Origin of the sequence: Synechocystis sp. FACHB-908 (genome assembly GCF_014698595.1) — a bacterium.
Classification (GTDB): Bacteria; Cyanobacteriota; Cyanobacteriia; order Cyanobacteriales; family Microcystaceae; genus Synechocystis.
Genome location: NZ_JACJTH010000035.1, coordinates 89,629 through 116,281 on the forward strand (window position 1 = coordinate 89,629; position 26,653 = coordinate 116,281).

Sequence of the window (26,653 nt, forward strand, 5' to 3'; positions counted from 1 at the left end):
TAATCAAAGACCCAAGCTATCATGGGGGTTGGAGTTTTTCCCCTCTGCTGGAATTTTTTTAGTTTAAAACGTCCATGAGTCATCGTCCCCGTTCCGATCGCCATAGTTTCTCCAGCCCTAGCCGCTTTTGGCACCGTTTGGGGATGGGTTTACTGGTAGCTGGCACCCTAGCCCTACCGGTATCTACCCTGGCCCAGGAAGGGGGAGAAGGGGCCCAACCCAAGGCCAGTCCCAGTCCCATCCAATCCCCTAACTCCAGCAATGGAGAAGCCACACCCCGCTCCTTTTTTAACTCTGGCTCCCCCCGGTCTGCTGAACCGAAAATGAACTATGGGCAGTTGATCGATGCCATTAAAGCTAATCAAGTGGCCAAAGTGGAAGTGGACACTAACCGCCGCCAGGCGATCGTTACCCTCAAGGATGCTCCCCCAGGGTCCAAGCCCCAAACCGTGCAGTTACTAGACAATAATCCAGAGTTGCTCAACCTCCTGCGGAGCCGTTCCGAAACCATCGATTTAGACATCAACCGCACCCCGGATAATTCGGCCCTGTATGGTCTACTAACCAATTTGCTGGTGGTGGCTATTCTGATCGGTTTGGTGGTGATGGTGGTGCGACGTTCTGCCAATGCGTCGGGTCAGGCCATGAGTTTTGGCAAATCCAAGGCCCGGTTCCAAATGGAAGCAAAAACCGGTGTCGGCTTTGACGATGTGGCCGGCATTGACGAAGCGAAGGAAGAATTGCAGGAAGTGGTAACTTTCCTCAAGCAACCGGAAAAATTTACCGCCATCGGCGCAAAAATTCCCCGGGGTGTTCTACTCATCGGCCCTCCCGGTACGGGCAAAACCTTATTAGCTAAGGCGATCGCCGGGGAGGCGGGGGTGCCATTTTTCAGCATTTCCGGTTCAGAATTTGTGGAAATGTTTGTCGGGGTGGGGGCTTCCCGGGTCAGGGATTTATTCAAAAAAGCTAAGGAAAATGCCCCCTGCCTAGTATTTATCGATGAAATTGATGCGGTGGGTCGACAACGGGGTGTGGGCTATGGCGGCGGCAACGATGAACGGGAACAAACCCTCAACCAATTGTTGACGGAAATGGATGGCTTTGAGGGCAACAGCGGCATCATTGTCATTGCGGCCACCAACCGCCCCGATGTGCTGGATTTGGCCCTTTTGCGGCCAGGACGGTTCGATCGCCAGGTGACGGTGGATTACCCCGATGTCCAGGGCCGGGAATTAATTTTGGCAATCCACGCCCAAAACAAAAAATTGCACGAAGAGGTGCAGTTAGCGGCGATCGCCAGGAGAACTCCCGGATTTACGGGGGCAGATTTGGCCAACGTGTTAAATGAAGCGGCCATTTTCACCGCTCGGCGGCGCAAGGAGGCCATCACCATGGCGGAAGTGAATGATGCCATTGACCGGGTGGTGGCGGGGATGGAAGGTACACCCCTAGTGGATAGTAAAAGTAAACGCTTAATTGCTTACCATGAAGTGGGCCACGCCTTGATTGGCACCCTCTGTCCTGGCCACGATCCGGTGGAAAAAGTTACCCTCATTCCCCGGGGCCAAGCCCAAGGTTTGACCTGGTTCACCCCTGATGAAGACCAAAGCCTCATGACCCGCAACCAAATGATTGCCCGCATTGCAGGATTGTTGGGGGGGAGGGTGGCCGAAGAAGTTATTTTTGGCGACGACGAGGTGACCACCGGAGCCGGTAACGACATTGAAAAAATCACCTACCTAGCCCGACAAATGGTGACGAAACTGGGCATGTCTTCCCTGGGTCTAGTGGCCTTGGAAGAGGAAGGCGATCGTAACTTTAGCGGCGGAGATTGGGGCAAGCGTTCCGAATATTCCGAAGACATTGCCGCCCGCATTGACCGGGAAATCCAAGCCATTGTCACCGCTGCCCACCAACGGGCCACCCGCATTATTGAAGAAAATCGTAATTTAATGGATTTACTAGTCGATGCGCTCATCGATCAAGAAACCATTGAAGGGGAGCATTTTCGGCAACTGGTGGAAAGTTATCAACAATCTCAAAAACAGCCTGCTCTAGCCGGTAAGTAGCCCCCTATCTGTGCAATGTCCGATCCTCGTACAATCTATTTTCAACCCAGAAAACCGGAAAACTCCCCCAAGGGCGGTAAATTTTGGGGTGTATTACTATGGCTTAGTTTGCTCAGTATGATGCCGGTGCAGGGTTGTGCCCCTGCTGACCAAGGTTTATCCCCGGAAGGGCAAAACTCCCCTGCCATTGCCACCCCGTCTTCTTCCCCTAGTTCTTTAATTTCCCAATCCCCCATGCTTCCCCAGGCGATCGCCGACAAAATTATTGCTGACCTTGCTCAACGTACCGGCGAACCGGCCAGTGCGTTTGCAGTCCAGTCCTCAGAAAACAAAACCTGGCCCGATAGTTGCCTCGGCTTGGCCCAGGAAGGGCAAATGTGTGCCCAGGTGATGACCCCAGGCTGGCAAGTGACGGTGCAATCGGGGCAAAAAAATTGGGTTTACCGCACTAACCAAAATGGCCGCACTATTTTATTGGAATCCTAGCTCCCAGCAGGGATTTTCTTTAACTCGGTCAACACTAATGATTTAACAAACCGGGGCTTAGGTCCCAAATAGTTGCGGAGATTTTTGGCGATCTACAGCAATGCTCCCAGCATCTGTCTTGGGCAGGACTTTTCCATAGGTTGCATGGAATTTAATCAATGGTAAGTGATTATACTCACAATTATTCCAGTGATTTTTGATATTTATTCTGAACAGATAATGCTAACTTAATAGTTGAGAATTATTTGCAGTTTTGGGAAAACCATGACGTTATTGGATTTATCGGTGGGTCAGTTGGCTTTTGTGGAGAAAATTTTACTAGGAAACCACGGTCAGGGGTTAGTTAATCGCCTAGAAGCAATGGGAATAATTCCTGATAAACCAATTCAATTGCTCCGCAAGGCTGGTTTGGGGGGACCACTCCACCTCCGCATTGGTAGCACCACCGAAGTGGCCATGCGCCGTAGTGAAGCCCAATTGGTGCAGATTACCTTAGGAGAGTAGGGCGGAGATGGTGAGTCATTGCCAAAGGGGGTCAGTCCAGTCCAGTCGTCCAGATGTGAAAAAAAGGGTTGCTTTTATTGGGCAGCCCAATACAGGTAAATCCACTTTCTTCAACCGGATCACCAAAGCCAATGCGGCGATCGCCAACTGGCCGGGGTTGACAGTGGACTTATTCCGGGCGGTGGTGCCGTTACAGGGGGAACTAATCGAGTTTGTTGATCTGCCGGGCATCTATGACCTCAATGGCTTTTCCGAAGATGAACGGGTGGTGCAACGTTTCCTTGCTAACTATGCCGTCAATTTAGTGGTGGTGGTGGTGAACGCTGCCCAAATTGACCGACAAATTCGTCTGCTCCTCCAGGTACAAACCCTAGGCATTCCGGCGATCACCCTCTTAAACCTGGCCGACGAAGCTAAGCGCTACGGAGTGCAAATTGACGTGGCTGCTCTCCAGGAACGGCTTGGTCTGCCGCTCTATCCCATCAGTGCAAAATACGGAACGGGTTGTAGTCGGGCCATGGATGCCATTGGTCGGGCGGTGAAGGATCAACCAGAAGCCTACCAAATCCCCAATCTGGTTAATGTTCTTTCCGATCACCCCGTGGCGATCGCCGACATGGAAACGGCCCTGGCCGGTGTGGTGCAGATGCCATCCCCCAATGCTCGTACCCTCACCAATGTCATTGACGGGGTGATGCTTCATCCCGTTTTTGGCCTACCCATCTTTTTCGCTTCTATGTTTGGGGTATTTTGGGTAATTTGGCATGTGGGTTTGCCCAGCGCCGATCCCGTAGATGCGGTAACGGGTTGGGTGCAAAGCAATATTTTAGAGCCGTTATTTTCCCCCCTACCCACCATCCTGCAAGGACTGCTGTTGGACGGTATTTGGACTGGGTTTGCCGCCCTACTTTCCTTTGTCCCCTTGGTGGCGATCTTTTTCATTGTCATGGGAATCCTAGAGGGCAGTGGCTATCTTTCCCGGGCCGCGTATCTGATGGATGCCCTCATGGGGCGACTGGGGCTAGATGGACGGAGCTTTGTGCTGCAAATGATGGGTTTTGGCTGCAATGTCCCGGCCATTATGGGCACTAGGGTCATGCGTAGCCGGGGAATGCGACTTTTATCTATGTTAGTCATTCCCTTTTCTCTCTGCTCTGCCCGCCTGCAAGTATTTGTTTTTATCCTGGCGGCTGTTATGCCCGGCACCCAAGGGGCGATCGCTCTGTTTTTACTGTACTTAATGAGCTTTGTGGCTGCCTTCACCGTGGCCGCCATTCTAAGTCGTTTTCATTACTTCCAAGCCCGGGACCCCTTCGTATTAGAATTACCCCCCTATCGTTTGCCCACCTTTAAGCAGGTATTTTTGCGAGTGTGGGGAGAAATGCGGGAGTTTGTTGCCCGTTTATCGATGTTTATGGTGATTGGTAGTAGCCTCATTTGGTTTTTAACCAGCTTCCCCCAAGGTAGTACGGGTTTAGAAACCTTTGCGGGACGCATTGGCAGTGTTTTCCAACCATTAATGAATCCCTTGGGCATCAATCCCTTTTTAACGATTTCTTTGATTTTTGGTTTTGTCGCCAAAGAAGTTCAAATAGCAGCCCTAACTGTTATTTATGGTCTCAACAACTCCGAAGCCGTCTCTGACCAAATCCACAGTACAGTAACCTTTGCCCAGGGTTTTAGCTACTGTTTATTTAGTTTGATCTATATTCCTTGCCTTACTACCCTTGGGGCGATTTGGGGTGAAAGTAAATCCCTTGCCTACACTGCTATTTCTGTGGCTACTCCCCTGGTAACGGCCTGGCTATTTAGCTTTATTTTCTACCAAAGCTTTTCCTGGCTTGGTTGGTGAAATTAATCATTAATTCACCCCCTGGGCACTCAAATGACGAGTTTTGTTTGGCAGTTTTCAGTTTAGTAAAGATGCAGGAAAACCTTTGATAAATGGAAGTGTCAACGCTTCAAACTAAGCTTACTTCCGTATCATAATAGTAGTTTTTGCTTGGACAACCGGAGGGGGAGAGACCACTACATTTCCCCCGGTTTTACGTAACGGTTTGATGACCCAGTTGAAAACCCTTGACAGCTCTTCAAGGCATAGCCACCCAATACGGAGGTTTTTTACTTGAGCTTTTGCCCACCTTGGATGGCTTGGGGAGCTTTACTCGGCCTATTCTACAGGCTATTTAACCAACCAATGACGCCGTGCCCTGTGACCACTTCCATAATAAGGAGGGAGGCAAAACCAATCATGGCGAAACGACCATTCATTTTTTCGGCGTATTTAGTCCAACCCGCTTGTACGGAAGAGTCGACGTAAACCTCTGGTTCGATGGCAAAGTTGTTGAGACGGTTGTCCTGATCCAAGCGGAAGCCACGGGTGGTCATAATTGGATTACTCCTAGTAAAAGTCTATGTTAACTATTGTAACACTTTTTTAAGGAATGTAACAATGTCCCCTTCTTCCCATGGCACCGCAGTCCAACAGGCGATCGCCGATCAACTGTTGGAAATGATTCTCCAGTCCCAGGATTTACATAATGCTTATCGACTGGTGGTGGAAGGATTACAGCGGGGTTTGGGGGTAGACCGGGTGTTGTTGGTGCAAAATGCAGTGTTCCCGAACCGTCAATCCCGCCTTGTGGCCCAGGCCATCGCTCCGGCCAGGGATATTATGCTTTTGGATGAACCCTGTGCCGATTGTCGTTGGCTCCATCTGCTGGGGCAGCTTCCCCACTACGGGCTGTGGACAGTGTGGGAGGGGGAAGGTGAATTTGTCCAACTAGATCCGGTCCAGGGGGAATTTTGTCGAACTTTGGGGATTAAAAGTCTATTGCATTTGCCCTTGGTGATTAACCAGCGTCATTGGGGAGTTCTCAGTCTCCAATATCTCCACCAAGCCCGGCCCTGGCCCCTGGAGGATCAACAATTTGCCCAGCGCATTGCCCATCTATTCTGTTTGGGTTTGATGAAAACGGAGCTTTGGATTCATTGTCAGAACCATAAAAATGCGTTGCAGACTGTGGTGGCCGAGGGCCAGGTCCAAAGGGAAACCTACCTTAAATCCGCCCAACGGGAACGGGCCATTGCTGATGTTATCGATAAAATTCGCTTTGCCCTTGATCTACGCTCCCTCTTTCAAACTACGGTGACGGAGGTGCGGAAATTGTTGGTAGCAGACCGGGTAATGATTATTAAAGTTAGGCAGAATAAAAATTTTTCCTGGGGGGAAATTCAGGCGGAAGCCCAAACGGACGACAAGCTATGCCTCTTGCCTCCAAAGGAAAGAGTGCCTTTGTCATCGCGATGGATTGATCATTTTGCCAAGGGATTGATTTTAGCCATGGATGACACCGACGATCAAAGGGCGGATTTCGATCAATCAATGTTGGCACTAGCCAAGGCTAATTTGGTGGTGCCCCTCTTTTCTGGCGATCGCCTCTGGGGGGTATTGTCGGTGCATCAGTGTGATGGGCCCCGGGTGTGGGAAAGTTCGGACATCGAGTTTGCCCTCAAAATTGCCCTCAACTTAGGGGTGGCGTTACAACAGGCAGAATTATTGACCGAGTCCCAACGGCGATCGACCGCTCTCCAAAGTGCCCTGGGGGAAGTGGAAGCCCAAAAGGATTATCTCGCCCGCATTGCGGAGGAAGAACGGGCCCTCACTAGGGTGATTGAAGGCATTCGCCAAACGTTGGAGTTACAGAATATTTTTCGGGCCACCAGTGATGAGGTGCGTCATTTGCTCAGTTGTGACCGGGTGTTGGTCTATCGCTTTAATCCGGACTGGAGCGGGGAATTTATCCATGAGTCGGTGGCCCAAATGTGGGAACCACTGAAAGACTTGCAAAATAATTTCCCCCTCTGGCAAGACACCTATCTCCAGGAAAATGAGGGGGGTCGTTACCGCAACCATGAGAGTTTGGCGGTGGGGGACGTGGAAACAGCCGGTTTTACCGATTGCCATTTGGACAATTTGCGCCGGTTTGAAATTCGTGCCTTTTTAACTGTGCCAGTGTTTGTGGGGGAACAACTCTGGGGCCTGTTGGGGGCCTATCAAAATGGGGCTCCCCGCCATTGGCAAGCGAGGGAAATCCATTTGCTCCATCAAATTGCCAATCAGTTGGGCGTAGCAGTGTACCAAGCCCAGTTGCTGGCCCGCTTCCAAGAGCAGTCTAAAACCATGGAAAATACTCTGGCTGATCTGACGGCGATCGTTGATAACCTGGCCGATGGTCTATTGGTGATTGATCTATTTGGTCGCATTACCCGCTACAATCCGGCCCTGTTGGCCATGTTTGATCTGGAGGGCCTAGAACTATTGGGCGCGGGGGTGGATGCCTATTTCCCCGAGACTTTGAATCAGTTGTTAGCTAAACCGGAAAGGGAAGAGCAAAAACTGGTCACCGCTGATGTGGAATTAAGTCAGGGCCGCCAAGGACAAGCTTTGATCACTAGCATTACTTCCCATGAAAATGGCTGCGAATATCCCCAATGCCTGGGGGCGGTGATTATGATCCGGGATGTGACCCACGAGCGGGAAGTGGAGCGGATGAAAACGGATTTCTTGGCCACGGTGTCCCATGAATTACGTACTCCCCTCACTTCTATTTTGGGTTTTGCCACGGTAATTCAGGATAAATTAAACCGAGTGATTATCCCGGAGTTGGATTTGGCCCAGCCCCACCTTGGCAAGGCTACGGAACGGGTGATGCGGAATTTGGCCATCATTGAGTCGGAGGCCCAGCGCCTAACTGTTTTGATCAATGATGTGCTAGATATTGCCAAAATGGAAGCAGGACAGGAATCCTGGCAGGAACAACCCTGTGCCATTGGCCCCATTATTGAACGGGCGATCGCCACCATTACTCCCCAGGCTCAGAAGAAAAATATTAGTTTGCAAGGGGATTTGGAACCGGGTTTGCCTGATTTTATCGGAGACGAAAACCGGATTTTGCAGGTGGTGCTTAATTTACTCTCCAATGCGGTCAAATTCACCCCTAAGGGTTTAATCACTGCCCGTAGCCACTTTCACCAAAATTATCTCTGGGTAGAAATTATTGACCATGGCCCCGGTATCCATCCAGCGGACCAGGAGAAAATTTTCGAGCCGTTCCAACAGGGAGGGGGAGATGTGCTCACTGATAAACCCCAGGGTACGGGGTTAGGATTGCCCATTTGCAAAAAAATTGTTGAACACCACGGCGGTACCATTGGCGTTAATAGTAGTCTGGGTCGGGGTAGTACTTTCTATTTTTCCTTGCCTGTCCCAGTTCCTGCGGTGGAAACTTCCCCTGCTGTCTGAAGTGGTAATCAGGTTATTTTTCCTTTGGTGCCCCTGGCCAACAACGGCGATCGCCTACGTTTAAGGTATGGTTGATCATGGTAGTCTAGCGAAGCCCGGCCTTCTTCCAGCCCGCATTACCTATGCAAGATTTTGGCGCAGTGTTCCACAACCAAGTGCTTTTGATTTCCCTGGCGGCCTGCTTCCTGGCCCAGGGCATCAAGGCGATCGTGGAAATTTTCCGCAACGGTAAAATCAATCTCCGTTCCCTCGTTTCCACCGGAGGAATGCCTAGTGCCCATTCTGCCTTAGTGGGGGCCTTGGCCACCGGGGTCGGTTTGCAAAAAGGCTGGGGCAGTAATGAATTTGCCATTGCTTGTTTATTTGCCGTCATTGTTATGTACGATGCGGCAGGAGTGAGACAGGCTGCCGGTAAACAGGCCCGTATCCTCAATCAGTTAATTGATGAACTTTTCCAGGAAGATCAAAGCTTGACGGAAGAACGGCTCAAAGAACTGCTGGGCCACACTCCAGTGCAGGTTTTTGCTGGTTTAGCATTGGGCATTGCCATCGCTTTCTTTGCCGTGCCAGCCCAGTGAACGGGAAATTAGGAGAGTAAATGAATGGAAATTGTCCTTTTCCTAGCCACTATTTTAATTATTGGTTTAGTACTAAGATGGTTTTTTAACGTAACAGCGGCAACCCTAAAAAATGGGGCTATTATCGCTATTATTTTGGTGGTGCTTTACGTCGGTTTTAAAATTACTCCCGCTGAAGTGTGGGAACAGGTGCAACAAATTTTCCAGGGCAAACGTTAAAACTTAAATTGTTCGATCTAGGATGCTGTTGATAAAATTTTGCTTCACCGTCTTTATTTGAAAAGGTTGACAGTATTTTTAAAACCATTCTGGGCATCTGTTTAAAAAGCTTTATTTTGCTTCCTAAATCGACCTACTAAAGCTCTGGCAATACTGGGGGACGTTGCCTCTGTTTCCCCCCAAATTTGGGGGGTCAGGGGGGCTTTTAAGACAATTTCTAAGGTTTTCCACTGGTTGATGAATCACATTTTTTCTCCTTTAGCTAACACTCCGTTAAGAAAAATATCTGCTAAACCTTCCGCCATTTCTTGCAAAGCCTGGGGGGAAGCGTGGGGGTCAATCACCGTTTGTTCGGAAAAACCAGCCACCGCAAACATACCCAAAAAAACCTGGGCGACAATTTTGGGATTCATTCGCCGGTAAATGCCTCGGTCCATGGCGGTTTGGAAAAAGGCTTCCGCCACATCGGTCATTTTGTCGATAATTTCCGACTGGATTTTTTCCCGTAGCTCCGGGTGATATTGGGCTTCCACAAAGCACACTTGCAATAGATATTTGTTTTCCCGCAAATGGAACATCCGCCGTTTCATCACCTGGGCGATCGCCTTGTAACTGCCCATCTCGCTTAATTCAGTCAATAAATCGGTGAGAATTTCCACCCAGCCGGCGGTGGCCACTTCCACCAAAATGGCCTTCTTATTGGTGAAATAACGGAATAGCGTTCCTTCGGCCACGTTGGCTGCCTGGGCCAAATCCTTTGTGGTAGTACCTTCGTAACCCTTAGTGCCAAATAATTTCAAAGCTCCCTTCAAAATGCGATCATGGGTGGAAGCTTCGGCCGGATTGGTAAAGGTCGATGGGGCGATTGAATACTTGTTGCTCTGCACGGACTTTACCTCTAAATTCACCGAGCTATTACTGTTATTGTGCGGGAAAAATCCCGATCGCCTCACTGGTCAACAGAAATCTTCATAATTCCGAGCTTTTTCCATGAAACGTCCCACCCTCTACTGTGCAATTACCGGCCATGGTTTTGGCCATGCGGTGCGGACTGCTTGCATTGCCCGCCGGGTCCAGGAACTTTGCCCTGATGCGTTGATAATCATGGCTACCCGTAGCCCCCGTTGGTTGCTGGAGTGTTATTTGGAAAAACCCTTTATTCACCGCCCAGTGGCTTTTGATGTTGGCGTGGTACAGGCAGATAGTTTACAGATGGATGAAAAGGCGACCCTGCAAGCTTTACAGGATATTTACAAGCGGGAAAATGCCCTGGTGGCCACGGAGTCTAACTATTTACGGAACAATCGGGTGGATCTAGTGCTGGCGGACATTCCGGCCCTGGCAGTGGCGATCGCCCATCGAGCAAATATTCCCTGTTGGATGAGTAGTAATTTCGGTTGGAATTTTATCTATCGAGATTTTAGTGATCAATTTGGGGTAGTGATTGAGAAAATTGAACGGGATTATCGCCAATGTGATTTATTATTCCGGTTGCCCTTATCGGAACCGATGGAAATTTTCCCCTATCAAATCCAAGCTGGCTTACTGGGGGGCGGTCCTCAATATGGGGAGCAGAGTTTAAGAAATACCTTTGCCATTAAAACTGCTAAGGAAAAAACTATTTTGCTCACCTTTGGGGGTTTAGGTTTAGAGGCTATTCCCTACCAAGTATTAACTCAATTTCCCGACCATCAATTTATTACCTTTGACATCCAAGCTCCTAAGTTAGATAACCTGACCATTATCAATGATAAAACCTATCGCCCGGTGGATTTAATGCCCCTTTGCGGACGGGTATTTTCCAAGCCTGGTTTTGGTACCTTTGCTGAAGCGTTAAAGTTAGAAGTCCCGATTATTTCCCTCACCAGGGATGGTTTTGCGGAAGCGCAAGTTTTACTGGCAGGTTTGCAGAACTACGGAGAGCACCAAATTGTGCCCCACCAGCAATTTTTCGCCGGCAACTGGGATTTTTTGTTGGAAAGCCCCCAAAAACCTAGGTTGGATCAGAAGTTAGACAAACATGGCGATCGCCAGATAGCAGAAAAAATCGTCGCCCAAATTAGTTGATTTTGTCCCCCAACTCGGAAAAAGTCAGGGGATTTTGGTAAACCATAAACCTGGGGTTAACCTCTGGGAAGCCGTTCATGGTTGTTCATGCCGTATGCTTTTACGATCTAAATGCTATCTGACACCTCCGTTGACTTAATAAAACTTAATCCAAATAATTTGACTTAGTGGTTCTTTTCAGGCATTCTCTCAGCATTAGAAGGCTGAGTATGGGTTTTAATGCTGTTTATCCTTACAAGTTAAGTGATAAATGTGCATTAAGGATTCCCATTGCAGTCTAATTACTGGTTAGCTGCAAATAAAAAATGAAAAAACCAGATATTGATGTGTATTGCAATGTAATGGAAGAAATCAAGCGACGAACAGGCGTTATCGATTTTTTTCTATCTGGTAATGGTCACGCTTTATGTGAACCTACAACACTGGAATCAATTGCGCTGCAAATCAGGAAAATCCTAGAGCTAATAGCTATGGCGTCACTTGTAGCAAACGAAAAAGAATACAAAAAGGTATATTCCAATTTTGCCAGCGCATGGAATGCAGAATATTTACTAAAAGACTTAGGCAGAATTAATCCTGATTTTTACCCTAAACCAGTCGTAGAGAAACTTTCTGATGACCCTAAAGTAAAAAATCGCCTAGCAGATCGTGACGAAGACTATCTAACCAAAAATGAATTTATAAAAGTTTACAAGAAATGTGGCGCAATCATGCATGCGAGCAATCCGATGGGTCGCAAAATAGGCTATGAATACTACAAAAAGAACATTCCAGAATGGAGACAGAAGATAATAAACCTCCTAAACAACCACCAAATTAAGTTATTTAATCACTCTGGCTTTTATCTAATTCATATGAAAGAAGATCGTGATGATAAGGTACATTTTTATGAATTCGACCTTGTGCAAACCACAAGCAGCTAACAAAACGCTCGTTCGAGCGCAAACTACAATGCGCTTCGTTTGCGCTGCACAGCTTCAACGTTCGGCGGGCTTGCTTGCCAGCACTCTTTTCATTAAAATAGTATAGCAGTCTGTATTATCGGCATTCAACTCTGATGGATAATCTAACCGACTTTGCATTCAAGCTCGGGAAGGTCGTTTACAAAGTTATTCGCGATGTCGAGGCATCAAAAGATGATTCGACCAAGCTCATCCAAGACCTTGGCGGCTTAAGCGGTGAAAAGATACTACTTCAGAAAATCGCCAAGTTTTGGAATCAGCAAGACCGCTGGGATAGACCCGATGGCCTCGTCATAGTAACTAGTCACAGACTTGTCTTTTTAGCTAAAATGAAGACGGTCGCATCAACAACAGATTATCTCAGCTTTCCATTGGGGTTGATTGACGAACTTGAAGCTACCACTGTATCTTGGGTCAGTCCAGCAATTGCATTTCACGTTAATTCGACGAAGTATATGTTCACATTCTTTGCCGGATCGGATGAAGTCGTTGATGCGATCCGATCGGCCAAGGTAACACTAGAATCAATATCCATTAATTCGCATTCAGATCCCTCAAGCACTGGGCGAGATATTCCTGTGCAACTCCTACCCGACATGATTCGATTTCTATGCCCAGATTGTGAGGCTTCAGTCAGAGTTAGGCGTAAACAAGCAGGAAGGCTAGGAAAATGCCCCGAATGCGGTGGTGTTTCACGGATCCCAATCGATGGAAGATAGAATGCCTTAGTCAACTTAAAGACATCCCAGATTGTTAGAAAGTCTAACCACCCAATGAGAACTAGGCGAAGGTTTTGTCAAGTCCTGAAGATGCCGTTCACCAGATCTATCTCATCATTGCTGCCGAACAAGCCCCTTGAGTGGACAGTCCGCCACCGGTCTTTTGCATTACAATTTTAGGGTTACCACCTGCCCCTAGGGCCAGCGTTAGCATTCAGAAAATCCACGAGAGGTGCGTCGCCCAATACAAATTCATCCTTTAATACACATTCAAAGCATGAATACTATTGATTTTGAAAGAGTGATCAGAGCACTTATCAAAAGTGGATTTCTCTTTTCAGCTGCCGACTTCAATGAGCGCAGGCGTGCAGCTGATAAAGTAGCTACATCTGGATTGATTGAAAAGACAAATTTTTGGTGCAACGTTGCAATAAAAGGTGCGATACCTGTTATCGAATCATCTTTCGACGTAGACATCCCTTCAAATCAGTTCCGATTCAAGCCTTCTATGCAGGATTTCAATGTTAAAGAAGATGAATTGAGTGCAATGCTCTTAAAACTTGGGATGAATATGGATGCGGTTGCATTTCGATATGCTTACTCCCAGCCAGTATTCGTAGGTGTGAAGTTTGCAGCATCTCTTTCGCCCGAAGCTCGAAGATCTCTTTTTGAGTCGTTTGATCGTCAGATGCTTAACTGTCTCTCCCTTACTTCTTCAATGAAAGCAGGTTTTGGAAGCGTAAAGATGTCAGTAACTGGATTCGTTTTATGGATATTTACGAATCAAAGCGGAGCAAATAATTTCAGCTCTGTGGAAAAGGAAAGCTTGAGAAAGATGCATTTTTGGGAGAAGGTTAATTCACTGTCCTGGGTCGTCGATCTTGAAACGAACTCAATAGCTAAACACAAAGGGCTGCCAATCATTCTTGATTCAGTCTTTAATGTAAAGGCATTTGAGGATTCTCTGAAGCTTGACGAATACTAACAACCGAGCTGCACCGGAACGCCATAAGCTGTTTGGTTGGGTTACAAAGGTTATCTGCGTCTGGTGAGCTTAGTCGTTAGGCCCCATACAAAATTTAAGACCTACCCACCAGAACTTCTTTGTCACCAGATTCTTACTGTAAGCGCCTCCGTGCTTTTGCAATCGTCCATGGCGATCGCCAGCAACGTTATGGTCGCCAGATAGCAGAAAAAATTGTTGCCCAAATTGGCTAATGATATTAGTTGATAAAAACTGATAGCCGTTGCTGTAAATCACAATTGAGCCAGGAAAAATAAGTGGGATAAACTGGAAACCTTGGTTGCAATAAATAGCCATTTTCTTCTAGCAATTGACTTAGTTGATTCACCGATTGGTGATGATAATCAGGGTTAACTTCATCAATGGGTACAATGCCACCTAAATCCCTAACTCCAGCAGCTAAACAAGCTAGTAGATCACTGAAATTTGGCACTAAATTAGGCGGTATTTGTAGGGTAATTTCTGCGGGTAATATTGCCCTTGCTAAGGTAATAACTTGCACCAATTTTTGTGGGCTGTAGGCGGAAATATTATCTGTTTGTTTTTGCCCAGGGCTATGGGGTTGCAAAATCACCTCTTGAATGTGGCCGTATTCTTGTTGAACATTGGCGATCGCCATTAAACTCTCTTCCACTTCCTGGTCAGTTTCCCCAATGCCCAGTAATAAGCCAGTGGTGAAAGGAATACCCAATTCCCCTGCTAATCGTAATTGTTCTAACCTGAGCTGGGGTTCTTTACTGGGGGCTTGACGATGCACTGTGGTTAATAGTCGGGGAGAAACCTGTTCCAGCATCAACCCCAGGGAAAAATTCACTTCCTTTAAACGAGCTATTTCTGATCGACTTAAAGGCCCCGCATTGGTGTGGGGATAAAATCCCAAATCTAGGGCGATTTTGCCTAGGTTATAAATAAGTTCAAACCAAGCTTTTCGGCGGGAAGATTGGGGATGCACTTCCCCCGCCAGAATTAAAATTTCCCTTATCCCCCGCCCTGCCAAACTTTCCAGTCGCTGTTTAGCAACGCTTTCGGTTAACCATTGGTCTTTTCTTGGCTCCTGCCGGAAATTGCAGTAACTACAACGGTTAAAACACTCGTAGGTGGGAACCAGAGTATAGGCGGGACTGTAAGTGATAGACAACACACTTCAACTCAAAAAAGACTTTAACCGAGCCAACGCCATGGGAGGAATGGCATGACCCATGGGAAATTCTTGATATTCCACTGAGGCCCCAATGCTTTCCAGTTCAGCCTTGGCCTGTTGAGCCATCCGCAGTGGTACTACCGGATCTTCGGTGCCATGGATTAACAAGATAGGGGCGATCGCCTGGGGTTGGGATTCCGGCTGGAAATGGAGATAGCCGCTCAGGGAAAAAATTTTAGCCAGGGGCAATGTTAAGCCCACATCCAGAGCCATGGCTCCCCCCTGGGAAAAGCCTCCCAGTATAGTTCTGGCCAGGGGAATGCCCGTTTCCTCTGCTAAACCCAATAAATAGGCTCGTAAACCCTGTCTTGCTTGGGCCAAACCTTCAAAATTTTGACTTTCGAGGTCATACCAAGCCCGGCCCTGGGGAATTTGGGGATGGGTAAAGGGGGCATTAACAAAGCGCCACTGATAATTAGGTAAGTCCAACATGGGAGCCAGGTCTGACAAATCCCGAGCATCAGCCCCCCAACCATGGAGCATCACGAGTAAATAACTAGAATCCGTTGGTGTAACTGCTGGGTCTGGGTAGGCGATCGCCGAAAAATGTAGAGCCATGGCAGGGCAATGCTAACGATTTAACTGGGTGAGGCTGGCGGACTGGTAATAATGGGACAAAATTTGTTGGTAGGGGGTACCTTTTTGGGCTAGACCGTAGGCTCCCCACTGACTTAGGCCAATGCCATGGCCAGAACCACGGCCTGTAATGGTGAAATTATCGCCATTTCTCGACACAGTGAACAGAGTGCTCCGGAGTTTTAATGCCTGACGAATGGCATTGCCAGTTAAAGTTTTGCGCCCCCCGGTGCCATTGACTTGAATGGAAGCAATGCGACCCCTGGGAGTAACTTTGAGAGGGGTTAAACCGGTAACAGTGCCAATGCCCCCAATGTGTCGGCTCAAATCACGGTTACTGAAGGTTTGGTTCCAGCTAAACACCGGCGAACTTTGGTCATAATCCACCACTCCCCGTAGATAGGGCAGGGGCGACATCCATACGTCTTCAACATTTTCCGTATGGCCCCCAGAGGCGGCATGGAACGCAGCCAAAATCACCTTGCCGTTGTAGGTCATTACCTGGCCCGCCGTGGCTTCTACTGCTTCCACCGTGCTGACATATTCGTTATTCATCCCCTTATAAACCTGGGTGGCCGTGGTGGTGTCCAGGTCGTAGTAACGGTTACTGTCCTTGCTAGTTTGATAGATGGCGTAGGTGCGGGCGGCTACAGCTTGGGCTTTTAGGGCTTCCAGGGGCCAGGAGGGAATGGCTTCGGAACCTACCACACTGTATAAATACTCTTCAATATCCACTAGATTAACCGCGCTGACCCCATTGCCTTGGCGGATTAGACGCACCTTGCCCCGATACCAACGATCGCCGATCCAAATGCGGCCGTCTCCACTAGGTTCAATGGTGATTTGGGAAGCCTGCATACCAGCCAGGTTAATGTTGCGACCGGAGGCAGTGGCGTTGGCGGGGACAAGGGAATCTAAGCGGCCAATGGTGGCTCCCCCGGCATTTTTCACCAAGGCTGGGGTGGAACTGCCCACTCCGACATTACTAACACCCTTACTGATGGCAACCCGTAATTCCATCGCCTGGGCGGATAAAGTCCAAGCCAGGGAAATAATTAAACCGAAAAAACTAGATTTACCAATTAGTTGTAACCAGGGGAGGAGAACCCGTAAGTTTGTCGGCAGGGAACCCCCTGTTTTGGTCGTAAATTCCATGACAAATTTCCTCACAGCACAATCTACCGGTCAATCCTAACCAAGGTAGCTGTTGCCGGGGATTTTGCCAAGCCAGTTACAGCGCCGACCAAAGGGGGAAAGATCGTTAAAATAACGGTGGTTATCCACTGGGCAAGTTTTTTGTAGAGGAAATAAACTTCGATGGAATGGCGTGAAATTTCTGGCAGTTGGGTTCTAGTGCCGCCCCAACCGATCGCCGTGGTGCATTTTCTCGGGGGAGCTTTTGTCGGTACGGCCCCCAATGTGGCCTATCGTTGGTTACTAACGGAATTAGGTAAAGCTGGTTATGTGGTGGTGGCCACCCCCTTCGTCAACACCTTCGACCACCAGGCGATCGCCCGTAGTGTGCTGAATCGCTTTGAAATTATTCTGGAAAGATTGCAAAAACAAGGGGAAATTACCACTGGTTTACTGCCGGTATACGGCTTAGGCCATAGCTTGGGTTGTAAACTACATCTACTCATTGGCAGTTTGTACGAGGTGGAGCGGGCCGGCAATATCCTCGTTGCGTTTAATAACTATCCCGTTAAACAGGCTATTCCCTTTGGGGAACAATTAGCCCAACTGCAACTGGATAAATTCCTCACAGGGGTGCAAAAACAATTAAGACAGCTCAATCTCCAGGTGGATTTAAATTTTGAATTTACTCCATCCCCGGAGGAAACCAACCTTTTAATCGCCGAAAATTATCGAGTGCGGCGTAATTTATTAATTAAATTTTCCAACGATGATATTGACCAAACCCTGGGCTTAAGGCCAATTTTAAATCAACAAACCGCTGACCTAGTGGCCTACTGTCCCCTACCTGGCAATCATTTGACTCCTTTGGGGCAAGACATTCAATGGGAAACCGGCCAGGAATTTTCCCCCTTAGACGCAGTGGGGCAATGGTTGAAAAATTCCCTTTCCCAGGATTTGAGGCGACTGCAAAAGGAAATTCTCCGTTGGCTAGAACCGACTCGTTTCTATAGCGGTTTTGATAATCTATAAATGCGAAAGAGGGTGGGTAAAAAAGCGATACTCCTCCACCGGACGGTTTTGCAAAATATGCTCTTGGAGAATTTTTTCCATTACTGTGGGGGTCACGTTCCGGTACCAAATGCCCTCTGGATATACCAGTAAAATTGGCCCCTGCTGGCAAACCCGCAAACAATTAGCCTTAGTGCGGAAAATGTTCCCATCACGACTGGACTGAGTGCAATCCAGCCCCAACTCCGGCAAACGCTTTTTCAGATAATCCCAGGTGGCGAGGCTATCTTCTTTGCTACAGCATTTCGGTTTTGTTTGGTCACAACAGAGAAACAGATGCCGTTGAATGCGCCCAAGGCCTAAACGTTGGCAACTATCGACAATGGTTTCTGAGGGAGTTATGGGGACAGGGTTTTCCATGGAAATGTGCGCGAAAACTGAATAATCGCCTTATAGTTGGAGAGAATAAAGCCCCGTGGCCTTGCCCCACCAAAATCATTATGTTTAAAGATTGGAACTTTGATGACTGGATGAACCATTTAATGATGCTATTGACCCTGTTGGGTTTGGCCATTATTTGGTTTGTGATTTAAGGACTACTTGGCACGTAGTTCCATTCTTCCAAGCATTAGTGGGAGCAACTGTGGAGCAATAAAGAGTTTTGTTAGTCTAAGCTAAAAAACCCCGTTTACCTGCCGTTTTTTGCTTAGTCTCCCAATAATTCAAGGAATTGGGCTTCTGATAACTGCGCGATGCCGAGCTTCTGGGCTTTTTTCAGCTTTGCCCCCGGAGCTTTGCCCACCACAATGTAATCGGTTTTACCGCTGGGAGTGCCAGTGCATTCAGCCCCCACATTTTGGAGTCTGGTTTTAGCTTCCTCTCGGTTCATGGCGTTGAGGGTACCGAGAATGACAACTTTTTTCTCAGCTAGGGGATGGGCACCTTCCTCATTACTGGGGACAGTGGCTACTGGATCGGTGATGGTTTCTGTTTCCACCGTAGGGGCAACATCTTCGCTGGTAGCAACTGGGGCAACTGTTTTATTTTCCCTCGGCGGCTCAGTTTTTTCCACCGCTTTAACTTGCTTTTCCTCTTGGTCCAAAACCTCGTCAACAGCTTTAGCAGTGGATTTTTTCGCTGGAGACGCAGGAGCTTTGGTTGCTTGGGCTGCTGGTGGGACTGGAGTCGGTTCCGGTTCTGGTTCAACCTTTTCCGCTTGAACTGATTTGGGCGATTCTTGTTTAACCTCAACGGTTACCGGAGGAGAAGGGGATACCACAGGTGCTTCCTGGGCTGGTGCAGTTGCAACTGCTTTAGTTTTTTCCGGCACCTCAGAAGGAGGCTCGCCTTTAGCCTTAGCTAAGTTTTCCTGTAGGGCCGCCAATTCTTGTTGAAGTTGGGTTACTTGCCCCTGGGCAGATTGCAGGGCAGCGGCCTGTTCTTTTTTCTCAGTTTTAAGGCGATCGCCTTCGGCCTGGGTAGTTTCCAGTTTGACTTTTAATTCGGCATTGGCCAGGGCTAGTTCTTTTTGCGCTTCCTCTAGTTGATTGAGCTTAGCCGTGAGTTGGCTTCGTTCCCCTTGCCATTGTTCTTCCTGTTGGCCTAGGCGATCGAGGGCGGCCTGTAGATTTTCTGCTTGGGTCTGGGCTGACTGACTTTGTTGCCTTGCGGTCTGTAATTCCTGTTGAACTTGATCCCGTTCCGCAGTCAGTTGTCGTACCTGCTCTTCCCATTGGGACGCCTGACTATTCCATTGAGCTTGTTCTTGCTCATGTCTTTGTTGCCAGAGCTTTTCCTGGGATGCTAAACGTTGCTCGATCGCCTTAGCTTGATTTTGTTCTACATAGCTGAGTTGGTCACTCAACTGTTGATTGCGAGTCACTAAAGAATTCAACTGAACCAGTTTAGGCCGAGTTTCCGCCACTTCATTGACCGCTTGCTTAAGGCGATCGGACAAGTTGGTATTTTCCTGGAGCAATTCTTGATTGAGCTTTTGCAGACCAACAAATTTTTCGCTTTGGATGTCGTCATAGTGGGCCAACTGATGTTGCAGAGCGGCTACCATTTTTTCTTGGGCTTGGTAATTTTCTGTCAACTGATTCCTTTCCGCCAAGGCATTTTCCAAGGAAGCCTGGACGGATTGCAAATCTTTTTCTAAACGACGCAATTTTCCCTTGGCATGGATGACAGCTTCTGGAGATTCCCCATCGTTTTCGGGGGCAACTTCTTTTACCGCCGGAGTTCCAGAGCCAGCGATTAAAGTGGGAGGCTGATCGGAGGGTTGGGATTGGGCCAGTTTTTTTTCTAGGGCGCGACGACTATTCCAGACATATATGCCGCTGCCTAAGGCCAAAACCAATCCGCTTAAGGGGTAGCTCAATTCCAATGGGGTCATCCACCGTCTCCTCGATCAAAAACATCAACGCCAATCGCCACTGGACTGGACTCTAGATCCTCTTATAGCAAGTTTAGGAACCTTTTATGGGACGACGGGGCGAAATAGTCGCAAAACTTAATCGAGGCAGGAGGCCAGGAGCCTTAGCCCACTCTCTAAAATTCCCCGCCATGGGAATTTACTATTTTTTGTCCTATTTCTAGATCAATTAATCCATTGCTCTGTTCAATGTGCTTAATCAATTCCCTATAGGCTGGAGCGAATTGCAACTGGGATGAATTACCTAAAATGACTAGCTTACTTTTTGCCCTGGAAATACTGACCAATAATTTCCGGTCTGTTCCCTGGCGATCGCCATCAGCGATGCTTTGAATATTTTTAACCTGCTTAGACCAAGAAATGGTAGTGGAAAAAATAATTAATTCTCTTTCATCCCCCTGGAATCTTTCCACCGTATCCACCACAATGGAATCCCTTGAAAAATCAGCGCCAGCAAAAATTTTTTCCAATTGTTGATTAATTTCCGCTACCTGAGCCCGAAAAGGAGCAATAATGCCAATTTCTGCCATTGGCAACAGTTTGTTTTCCCAGTAAGTTTTGACGATGGTCGCCGCAATGATGGCTTCGTTAGTATTCTTGCGCTGAATACTAGTTTCCGATGGGGTTTCAATAAAAATAGTTCTACTCTTACTCAATTTACTTAACAAGTCATTGTCATTATTTTCGTAACTTGACTCAATTTTTCGCTGTTCCTGTGTTTGCTCCACCAAAGGGCGATCGTAATGATGGGCTATCAATGAAGCAATATCTCTATGCATACGATAATGCTCAGTTAGTTGTCCGTAACAATGATTCCATCCCTTATTTTTGGCATTATTAATTAATCTTTCAAACAAAGATATTCTCAAATCGCTAATGTTAATGGCATAGCGTCGAAATGGCTCAACTTCAACTCGACATTCCTCTTCATTTTGAGTAATTACTGCTGGCAGTTGCTTTTGATCACCAATCAAGACAAATTTGTTGAATAAGACCACTATTCCGGCTAGATCAGCCTCCGTTAATTGGGAAGCTTCATCAATGATTAGCTGATCAAATTCACCAACAAACTCCCTGAGTAATAAATATTTATCTTTAAACGTGGAAACAGTTGTGACAAATACTTGATTTTCTTGTAAATACTTCCGCCAAAGATCCGCATTATCTCCAGTTAATTTTTCGGCCAGCAAACTTTCATCAACTACAGTTTTGTTACCTAAACGTAGGTAATCTATTAGCTCTCCATAGCGTGGGGATTTAAGGGCTTTACAAATCTGTTCCACTGCCTTATTCGTAAAAGCCAGGATAAAAATATTTTTCTTGTTTAATTTAAGTAAATTTTGTACGTAATTAACCAAAAATATACTAGTCTTCCCCGTACCTGGTGGTCCTTGTAGTAAATAATAATGCTTAGCCTCGAGAGCCTGGCAAATAATTTGATTTTGATCATTGCTCAGGTAAATATTTACCTGATAATCTATTAACGCTTTTTGTGGCTCCAAATGCCCTAAAAGTAATTGTTTTTTCTCCATGGAACAAGACAATACTTCCAACAAACAGACAATACTACTCCAGTAGTTGCGCTCGAAAATATCCGGCTCTAAGGCCCAAAAATTATATTGCTCGATAAATGAATAGTCATTTTGCTTGTTAAATAAAGAAACTATTATTTGATTCTGATTAATTCCCTTGATCGAACCTTTAAAAATATGTTGTTTTAACGGTTCATATACACCATTTATTTTGGGATGAATAATTACTATGTCACCAGAACGGAATGAATGGGGCACATCAGTCTGAGTCAATGCTAATGAAAGATAACTTTTCTCTTTGTCAACCTTGATTAGTTTAAGATCATAAATTAAGCGATAATTATTTTGTTTAACATTAAAATTATCTAGCCACAAACTAGCAAACCCTGTCGATGTTTGATGCTTATCTTCCAACTCAGATTGCTGATGATCTGATATTTTATTGTTAATTAATTCCCGTAGAATGAACGAGAGTAGCTGTTGATAATAGTTTGTCGTCAACTTTTCTGGCTGGTAGTTTTGTTGAAAACGCTTTAATCGTCGTTGATTATATTCTGGTAACTCTCCAGCACCATCAGATTTAAGTTTATCTAAGCTAATAAAGTTGCCCGCAGCTAATTGGTAAATTTTGCTAACAATTTCATTTCTGATTTTAATCAACTCATTTTTTTCTTGAGATTCGCTAACAATATTTCTGCGGGGCTGATCTGATTTTGAGTAAAATATCTCCTTGTTACCCACATAATTTCCGTAGGTACTTTCCAGCATCATGTTATATGCCACCACCTGCATTTTATGATTTTTCCATTCTCTACCTGGATAGGGAGCGCCACCACTTTTTAGCTCAATAATATCCTTAGATCCGTTTGAGTCGATAGTTAATAAATCTAGTCTTCCTTGTAGACCATAATGTTGTGAAAAAAATGTAGGTTCAATCCAAATTCTTAAGTTTTCTGCCTGTAATCTCTGCACTAATTGACTGATGTTAGGTAGATGTTCTTGAACAATCGACGTTTGAATATTTGTCATCTCCTGTTCGCCAAGATAAGCAGATCTCAGAGCATCTGACTTTTTGTAATCTGTAAAAATTTGAGCAATATTAATTTGCTTATTTCTGACTAGCTCATCTAGGCAGTAACCTACAATGGTTCCTTTAAAAGCTGCAGCACCAGCTAATTCTCCTACTAGTTTGGTTAGCCAAAAAATATCACTGCTCGTATTTTTGTTGCCAAAACACTCACTGATGGCGCTGGCATCTACCAGAAAGTCCGGCTCAATAACGATTAATGATTCTGATTTGGCCTGATATTTATTTTCAGCTACTGGCACCAAATTATGGCAAGCGATTAATGTATCTTCCTTCAATATGTCAATCAAATAAAATAAATGGGGAGCATTAAACCAATCACACTCTATGACAATGTTTGTTTGTAGGTTTTCTAAATCAAAACCGTAGAGATGAAATGCCCGCTTTGATTGACTTCTGTGGTGCCCTGTGTATAAAAGCTTCAGGTACTTGGTAGACGGCGATCGCCTTGCTTGAAAAAGCTTGGTAAAATATTGATTGTTATATTTACTATTGTCAAAAGTGAATCCCAGTAGTTCGGAATTTTCAGTTGCTTGCAGGCATAATTTTTGGAGCAACAAGATTCCTTGCTCAATGGCAACTTGGTTGACTTTTTCAGAAAATCCCCTGCGGATAAATTTCCGGAAAGCTTCAAAATTGCTTACATCTTCTTCGTCTAGATTTATTTTGCTAATACAATACCTAAATTTTGCATAAAAATTTCTGAAAACTATATTTTCAGGTTCAGTAAAAGCTTTGATGAACTGATAAAAAAGCTTAGAGATTTCATAAAATTTTTCCTTTAAGCTCAGCTTAGCTTCACCAAGTAAGTATAAACTTTCGCATATTCCTGAAGCTTTTTGCTTATCGTTCATCAACAATGTTCAGTAAGAGAACTGTAAAAACTTAGCATAGTCATATGGGTTATGAGTTCACTCTGAATTAATTAAGGCGGTCGATGATAGACAAAGCCCCTCCTCCTAAGAGTGCTCCAATTGGACTAAATAATTCCCTGAGGGTATCGGTAGCTTGAGTTAAACCACTGGTGTTAACTAAGACTACATCATTGTTTCTTAAAGTTGGATTTTTGTCAGAACTAATGTTAAGACTAAAGTCAGGGGCGATATTAAGTCTCGTAACTGTGCCATCGGGATTTAAACGAATTAGATCAACGCTGGCTTTATCCGCCCGAATCGGGTCAAAGGAACCGGCGGCCAAAATTGCTTGGTTTAAGGTGGAATTAGGCTGTAGCTGGATAGCACCACCTCGTCGCACTTCCCCCACAACGTTAACAGTGATGGAGCGGGGTGAAAAATTGGCAGTGGCAATGGCCTCAAATTCATCTGGTGACACTTCTTTAGCCTGGGGAACTGTAATGACGTCGCCGTTTTGGAGGATAACGTCTTTATCTAGGTTGCCTTCGTCTAAGAGTTCCCAAAGATTGACCACAATCAACTCAAAGTTCCCGTCCCGATTTTCTCGCCGCACTTCCACATTGCGAATATCTGCTTGGGATTTAATACCACCGGCTTCTTGGATTGCTTGGGTCAGGCGCACCGGCTGGGTATTTTCTACGTTGGCACGACTGCTAGTTGCGGCTGTGCTGCTGTTGTCACCACTCACTTCGGTGATACTAGAGGCTCTAATGGCAGGGGAAATTTTGTAAGAACCAGGGCGAAAAATTTCCCCAATCACCGCCACGTTAATTTCTTGCTCAAAACGAATACCAAAATTTGCGTCGGCTAATTGTCGCACTTCCCTCGGATCTGTGGCAGTTTTGCTTGGGATAACCACAATATCACCATCTCTTAGGGTGACGTTTTGACGGGAATTTCCTTTCTGTAGCAGTTCCCACAGGTTGATGCTGTAGTTTTCTTGTTGATTACCCTTTTGCCGCCGCAGCTGCACCCGACTGATGTCTGATACTGGGGTGAGACCGCCAGCCTGTTGAATTACTTGGGTGAGGGTAGGAAATTTCTGCCCGCCTTCGATCGCCAGGGCGTAGGCGCCGGGGGAATTGACCTCACCGGAAAGGGTGATGCTTAGGGGGCGAGGGACAGTCAGAATGGCAGTGACCAAGGGACGGCGAATATATTTTGCGTACTGGCTAACTAAAATTTGGTTTAGTTCTGGGATGGTTAGGCCGGCAACTCTGACAGTGCCAATGAGGGGAAAACCCACTGTGCCGTCCACTAAAACTTGATATTCTCCCGATAACCCTTCCACCTGCAGCACATCGACCCGGAGGCGATCGCCGGGGCCGAGGGTGTATTCACTCTCTGGAGGCAGGATAGAGGGAGCGTTTTGGGGACTGGTCTGCGGTAATAGACTAGGGGAAGGACTACCAATTTGAGCAAATGCTTCCTGTGTCCACAGACCTAAACAGGCCATGGTGGTTACCAGCACTGCACCACCGAGTTTAGAAGGGAAGGATTGACTAGGATTCATAGCATTCATCAAATGGAGAAAAGCCAAAAGTTAAAGATCTGACTGGACTAAAAGAAAGGATTATGTTCCTTTTGGTTTCCAAGTTCAAGGCCACCAGATTATCCCCATAGCCTGGGCACATTGTAGACGGATATCATATGTTCAGGTAGGCACTGTAAAAATTTTGTTCAGCTTTTGGTTAACTTTTCCCATGGCCCGCAAGCAAAAATTTCCCCATCTCCTCGGTTCCAAATGGACAGCCCAACAAAAAACCTGGGGTTGGCGACACTTCCAAGTGGTCAATCGACGGCAGGAGGGTCAGTGGGTTTTTGCGGAAATGGTGGCCAGTTGCGATCCGAAAGTGCGGTTTTGGCTCAATGCCCAACAACTTAAAGATGATCTGCTCTGGCGCTCGGGCTGGCAACCCCTCCAGGCCATGGAAAGGGATGAGGAAGATCAGATAGCGCTAAAATAACCTCCGAGTCATTAATCCTCCCCCCATAACCATGTCCCTCCCCGTTCCCTCCACCATTGATGAGGCCATCTCCGAGGCGATCGCCGCCACCCAAAGGGCCTTAGATGATGGCTACCGTCGTATCCAGGTGGAATTGGCGGTGCCAGAAATTGCCCTCCAAGCCCAAGCTATTGCCTTAGAATTTAGCCAATTATTTGCTGATCAAGGATTGGGACTACGGATAATTTTTCCCGATACTGGAGCGGCGGCCCTGGCAAAAAGAGACTGGGGCGAAGTTCCTTTTCAAATTGGAGATTTAGGTAGTCGCTACACCCCCATTGGCCGCAAAATTGCTGAATCTGACCAAGTATTTTTGGTGGTCTCCCCTTCTGCGGTGGAAGTGCAAAGTGTGGAAAAACTCTGTGAATTGGCCGGCGATCGCCCGGTGGTTTTGCTCATTCCCCAACTAGAAGATGTGTCCATTGTGGGCATTGGCTATGCGGCCCGGCAACTGCGACAACGGTTTTTGAGCACCCTGTTTAGCGCTTACTATTTCCGTCCCCTAGATGGGGCAGTAGTGTTACGCTCCCACCCTTCCAGGTGGCAAGTATTGCTAGAAAAGGGGGAAGAATACGAACTTTTAACGGAATTGCCTGAAAAGCCAGCGGGGGAAGCCCTGGAAAGACTATTGATAGAAGGCACTAATGCCAATCCCCAGGCGGCCAGCTCGGAAGGTGCCAGCTCTAGTCCTAAACGAGGAGGCATCATGGCCAATTTAAACCGTTTTCTCAAAGCTCTCAGCCAATAGTTCGGCTAGAAGTTCACCCCAACGATTTAAACTATATGGGGTTGACCATTAATGATTAAAAAAATCCAAAATTT

23 protein-coding genes are annotated in these 26,653 nt (G+C 46.7%); 14 read left to right on the forward strand and 9 right to left on the reverse strand.

Going from position 1 to position 26,653, the window contains the following annotated elements; translation table 11 throughout:
• The first annotated feature begins 74 nt into the window (after nt 1-74).
• The 4 genes from ftsH1 (at nt 75) to feoB (ending at nt 4,914) form a co-directional block, all read left to right on the forward strand.
• On the forward strand, nt 75-2,072 hold the full coding sequence (ftsH1, locus tag H6G46_RS12370; protein ID WP_010871834.1) for an ATP-dependent zinc metalloprotease FtsH1: 1,998 nt from the start codon (nt 75-77) through the stop codon (nt 2,070-2,072).
• Between the two features lie 15 nt (nt 2,073-2,087).
• Nucleotides 2,088-2,558 carry a hypothetical protein gene (locus H6G46_RS12375; protein ID WP_010871835.1) on the forward strand — a complete coding sequence of 157 codons (471 nt, stop codon included), beginning with the start codon at nt 2,088-2,090 and terminating at the stop codon, nt 2,556-2,558.
• A gap of 264 nt (nt 2,559-2,822) precedes the next feature.
• The gene (locus tag H6G46_RS12380; RefSeq protein ID WP_010871836.1) at nt 2,823-3,062 is read left to right on the forward strand and encodes a ferrous iron transport protein A; all 240 of its coding nucleotides are present in this window, start codon (nt 2,823-2,825) and stop codon (nt 3,060-3,062) included.
• A 7-nt stretch (nt 3,063-3,069) separates the two neighbouring features.
• Nucleotides 3,070-4,914, forward strand: a complete 1,845-nt coding sequence (gene feoB / locus H6G46_RS12385; RefSeq protein WP_010871837.1) for a ferrous iron transport protein B — start codon at nt 3,070-3,072, stop codon at nt 4,912-4,914.
• A gap of 323 nt (nt 4,915-5,237) precedes the next feature.
• Here feoB and H6G46_RS12390 read toward each other — a convergent pair whose 3' ends face one another.
• Complete coding sequence (locus H6G46_RS12390; RefSeq protein WP_010871838.1) at nt 5,238-5,450, reverse strand: chlorophyll a/b-binding protein; 213 nt, start codon at nt 5,448-5,450, stop codon at nt 5,238-5,240.
• A gap of 64 nt (nt 5,451-5,514) precedes the next feature.
• On the opposite strand from H6G46_RS12390, the gene H6G46_RS12395 reads away from it, so the two are divergent.
• The 3 genes from H6G46_RS12395 (at nt 5,515) to H6G46_RS12405 (ending at nt 9,164) form a co-directional block, all read left to right on the forward strand.
• Nucleotides 5,515-8,367 carry a GAF domain-containing protein gene (locus H6G46_RS12395; protein ID WP_020861492.1) on the forward strand — a complete coding sequence of 951 codons (2,853 nt, stop codon included), beginning with the start codon at nt 5,515-5,517 and terminating at the stop codon, nt 8,365-8,367.
• 122 nt (nt 8,368-8,489) lie between these two features.
• Nucleotides 8,490-8,945 (forward strand): divergent PAP2 family protein, encoded by a 456-nt coding sequence (locus H6G46_RS12400; protein WP_010871840.1) that lies wholly within the window; start codon nt 8,490-8,492, stop codon nt 8,943-8,945.
• A gap of 24 nt (nt 8,946-8,969) precedes the next feature.
• Nucleotides 8,970-9,164, forward strand: coding sequence for a hypothetical protein (locus H6G46_RS12405; RefSeq protein ID WP_020861493.1), 195 nt, complete (start codon nt 8,970-8,972; stop codon nt 9,162-9,164).
• A 242-nt stretch (nt 9,165-9,406) separates the two neighbouring features.
• Here H6G46_RS12405 and H6G46_RS12410 read toward each other — a convergent pair whose 3' ends face one another.
• Nucleotides 9,407-10,117, reverse strand: a complete 711-nt coding sequence (locus tag H6G46_RS12410; protein WP_010871841.1) for a TetR/AcrR family transcriptional regulator — start codon at nt 10,115-10,117, stop codon at nt 9,407-9,409.
• Between the two features lie 37 nt (nt 10,118-10,154).
• On the opposite strand from H6G46_RS12410, the gene H6G46_RS12415 reads away from it, so the two are divergent.
• From H6G46_RS12415 to H6G46_RS12430, 4 genes are all read left to right on the forward strand, one after another.
• Nucleotides 10,155-11,231, forward strand: a complete 1,077-nt coding sequence (locus tag H6G46_RS12415) for a hypothetical protein (protein ID WP_010871842.1) — start codon at nt 10,155-10,157, stop codon at nt 11,229-11,231.
• Nucleotides 11,232-11,536: 305 nt separating this feature from the next.
• Nucleotides 11,537-12,154, forward strand: a complete 618-nt coding sequence (locus H6G46_RS12420; protein WP_010871843.1) for a hypothetical protein — start codon at nt 11,537-11,539, stop codon at nt 12,152-12,154.
• A gap of 134 nt (nt 12,155-12,288) precedes the next feature.
• Nucleotides 12,289-12,912 carry a hypothetical protein gene (locus H6G46_RS12425; RefSeq protein ID WP_010871844.1) on the forward strand — a complete coding sequence of 208 codons (624 nt, stop codon included), beginning with the start codon at nt 12,289-12,291 and terminating at the stop codon, nt 12,910-12,912.
• 277 nt (nt 12,913-13,189) lie between these two features.
• Complete coding sequence (locus H6G46_RS12430) at nt 13,190-13,897, forward strand: hypothetical protein (RefSeq protein WP_020861495.1); 708 nt, start codon at nt 13,190-13,192, stop codon at nt 13,895-13,897.
• 238 nt (nt 13,898-14,135) lie between these two features.
• Here the strand turns inward: H6G46_RS12430 and cofG are convergent, their stop codons facing one another.
• Genes cofG through H6G46_RS12445 form a run of 3 tightly spaced genes read right to left on the reverse strand, consistent with a single transcriptional unit; the run spans nt 14,136 to nt 16,868 of the window.
• Entirely contained in the window at nt 14,136-15,077 is a 942-nt protein-coding gene (cofG, locus tag H6G46_RS12435; protein ID WP_010871846.1) for a 7,8-didemethyl-8-hydroxy-5-deazariboflavin synthase subunit CofG, read from the reverse strand.
• A 3-nt stretch (nt 15,078-15,080) separates the two neighbouring features.
• Complete coding sequence (locus tag H6G46_RS12440) at nt 15,081-15,695, reverse strand: alpha/beta hydrolase (RefSeq protein WP_010871847.1); 615 nt, start codon at nt 15,693-15,695, stop codon at nt 15,081-15,083.
• A gap of 12 nt (nt 15,696-15,707) precedes the next feature.
• Nucleotides 15,708-16,868 carry a SpoIID/LytB domain-containing protein gene (locus H6G46_RS12445; RefSeq protein WP_020861496.1) on the reverse strand — a complete coding sequence of 387 codons (1,161 nt, stop codon included), beginning with the start codon at nt 16,866-16,868 and terminating at the stop codon, nt 15,708-15,710.
• Nucleotides 16,869-17,030: 162 nt separating this feature from the next.
• On the opposite strand from H6G46_RS12445, the gene H6G46_RS12450 reads away from it, so the two are divergent.
• A complete protein-coding gene (locus H6G46_RS12450; protein WP_010871849.1) occupies nt 17,031-17,879 on the forward strand; it encodes a DUF1350 family protein in 849 nt (282 codons plus the stop codon).
• On the opposite strand, the gene H6G46_RS12455 is transcribed toward H6G46_RS12450, so the two are convergent.
• From H6G46_RS12455 to H6G46_RS12470, 4 genes are all read right to left on the reverse strand, one after another.
• Complete coding sequence (locus H6G46_RS12455; RefSeq protein ID WP_010871850.1) at nt 17,874-18,278, reverse strand: ferredoxin; 405 nt, start codon at nt 18,276-18,278, stop codon at nt 17,874-17,876. The two genes, H6G46_RS12450 and H6G46_RS12455, sit on opposite strands and share 6 nt — an antisense overlap.
• 286 nt (nt 18,279-18,564) lie before the next feature.
• Nucleotides 18,565-20,253, reverse strand: coding sequence for a BRCT domain-containing protein (locus H6G46_RS12460; protein ID WP_010871851.1), 1,689 nt, complete (start codon nt 20,251-20,253; stop codon nt 18,565-18,567).
• Between the two features lie 155 nt (nt 20,254-20,408).
• Nucleotides 20,409-23,765, reverse strand: coding sequence for a DEAD/DEAH box helicase (locus H6G46_RS12465; protein ID WP_010871852.1), 3,357 nt, complete (start codon nt 23,763-23,765; stop codon nt 20,409-20,411).
• Between the two features lie 67 nt (nt 23,766-23,832).
• Complete coding sequence (locus H6G46_RS12470) at nt 23,833-25,338, reverse strand: SLBB domain-containing protein (protein WP_223211339.1); 1,506 nt, start codon at nt 25,336-25,338, stop codon at nt 23,833-23,835.
• Between the two features lie 190 nt (nt 25,339-25,528).
• Here H6G46_RS12470 and H6G46_RS12475 point away from each other — a divergent pair, with 190 nt between their 5' ends.
• Nucleotides 25,529-25,792: a TIGR02450 family Trp-rich protein gene (locus H6G46_RS12475; protein ID WP_010871854.1), complete on the forward strand. Its 264-nt coding sequence runs from the start codon at nt 25,529-25,531 to the stop codon at nt 25,790-25,792.
• Between the two features lie 31 nt (nt 25,793-25,823).
• Nucleotides 25,824-26,579, forward strand: coding sequence for a DUF1995 family protein (locus H6G46_RS12480; protein WP_010871855.1), 756 nt, complete (start codon nt 25,824-25,826; stop codon nt 26,577-26,579).
• The last annotated feature ends 74 nt before the right edge of the window (nt 26,580-26,653 follow it).

Bases quoted from the DNA above. Each gene is read 5' to 3' on its own strand.
- H6G46_RS12415 (WP_010871842.1), top strand. From the start codon at position 10,155: ATGAAACGTCCCACCCTCTACTGTGCAATTACCGGCCATGGTTTTGGC.
- H6G46_RS12400 (WP_010871840.1), top strand. From the start codon at position 8,490: ATGCAAGATTTTGGCGCAGTGTTCCACAACCAAGTGCTTTTGATTTCC.
- feoB (WP_010871837.1), top strand. From the start codon at position 3,070: ATGGTGAGTCATTGCCAAAGGGGGTCAGTCCAGTCCAGTCGTCCAGAT.
- H6G46_RS12445 (WP_020861496.1), bottom strand. From the start codon at position 16,868: ATGGAATTTACGACCAAAACAGGGGGTTCCCTGCCGACAAACTTACGG.
- H6G46_RS12450 (WP_010871849.1), top strand. From the start codon at position 17,031: ATGGAATGGCGTGAAATTTCTGGCAGTTGGGTTCTAGTGCCGCCCCAA.
- H6G46_RS12420 (WP_010871843.1), top strand. From the start codon at position 11,537: ATGAAAAAACCAGATATTGATGTGTATTGCAATGTAATGGAAGAAATC.
- H6G46_RS12390 (WP_010871838.1), bottom strand. From the start codon at position 5,450: ATGACCACCCGTGGCTTCCGCTTGGATCAGGACAACCGTCTCAACAAC.
- H6G46_RS12475 (WP_010871854.1), top strand. From the start codon at position 25,529: ATGGCCCGCAAGCAAAAATTTCCCCATCTCCTCGGTTCCAAATGGACA.
- H6G46_RS12405 (WP_020861493.1), top strand. From the start codon at position 8,970: ATGGAAATTGTCCTTTTCCTAGCCACTATTTTAATTATTGGTTTAGTA.
- H6G46_RS12470 (WP_223211339.1), bottom strand. From the start codon at position 25,338: ATGAATCCTAGTCAATCCTTCCCTTCTAAACTCGGTGGTGCAGTGCTG.
- H6G46_RS12375 (WP_010871835.1), top strand. From the start codon at position 2,088: ATGTCCGATCCTCGTACAATCTATTTTCAACCCAGAAAACCGGAAAAC.
- H6G46_RS12440 (WP_010871847.1), bottom strand. From the start codon at position 15,695: ATGGCTCTACATTTTTCGGCGATCGCCTACCCAGACCCAGCAGTTACA.
- H6G46_RS12380 (WP_010871836.1), top strand. From the start codon at position 2,823: ATGACGTTATTGGATTTATCGGTGGGTCAGTTGGCTTTTGTGGAGAAA.
- ftsH1 (WP_010871834.1), top strand. From the start codon at position 75: ATGAGTCATCGTCCCCGTTCCGATCGCCATAGTTTCTCCAGCCCTAGC.
- H6G46_RS12480 (WP_010871855.1), top strand. From the start codon at position 25,824: ATGTCCCTCCCCGTTCCCTCCACCATTGATGAGGCCATCTCCGAGGCG.
- H6G46_RS12395 (WP_020861492.1), top strand. From the start codon at position 5,515: ATGTCCCCTTCTTCCCATGGCACCGCAGTCCAACAGGCGATCGCCGAT.
- H6G46_RS12460 (WP_010871851.1), bottom strand. From the start codon at position 20,253: ATGACCCCATTGGAATTGAGCTACCCCTTAAGCGGATTGGTTTTGGCC.
- H6G46_RS12465 (WP_010871852.1), bottom strand. From the start codon at position 23,765: ATGAACGATAAGCAAAAAGCTTCAGGAATATGCGAAAGTTTATACTTA.
- H6G46_RS12430 (WP_020861495.1), top strand. From the start codon at position 13,190: ATGAATACTATTGATTTTGAAAGAGTGATCAGAGCACTTATCAAAAGT.
- H6G46_RS12425 (WP_010871844.1), top strand. From the start codon at position 12,289: ATGGATAATCTAACCGACTTTGCATTCAAGCTCGGGAAGGTCGTTTAC.
- H6G46_RS12455 (WP_010871850.1), bottom strand. From the start codon at position 18,278: ATGGAAAACCCTGTCCCCATAACTCCCTCAGAAACCATTGTCGATAGT.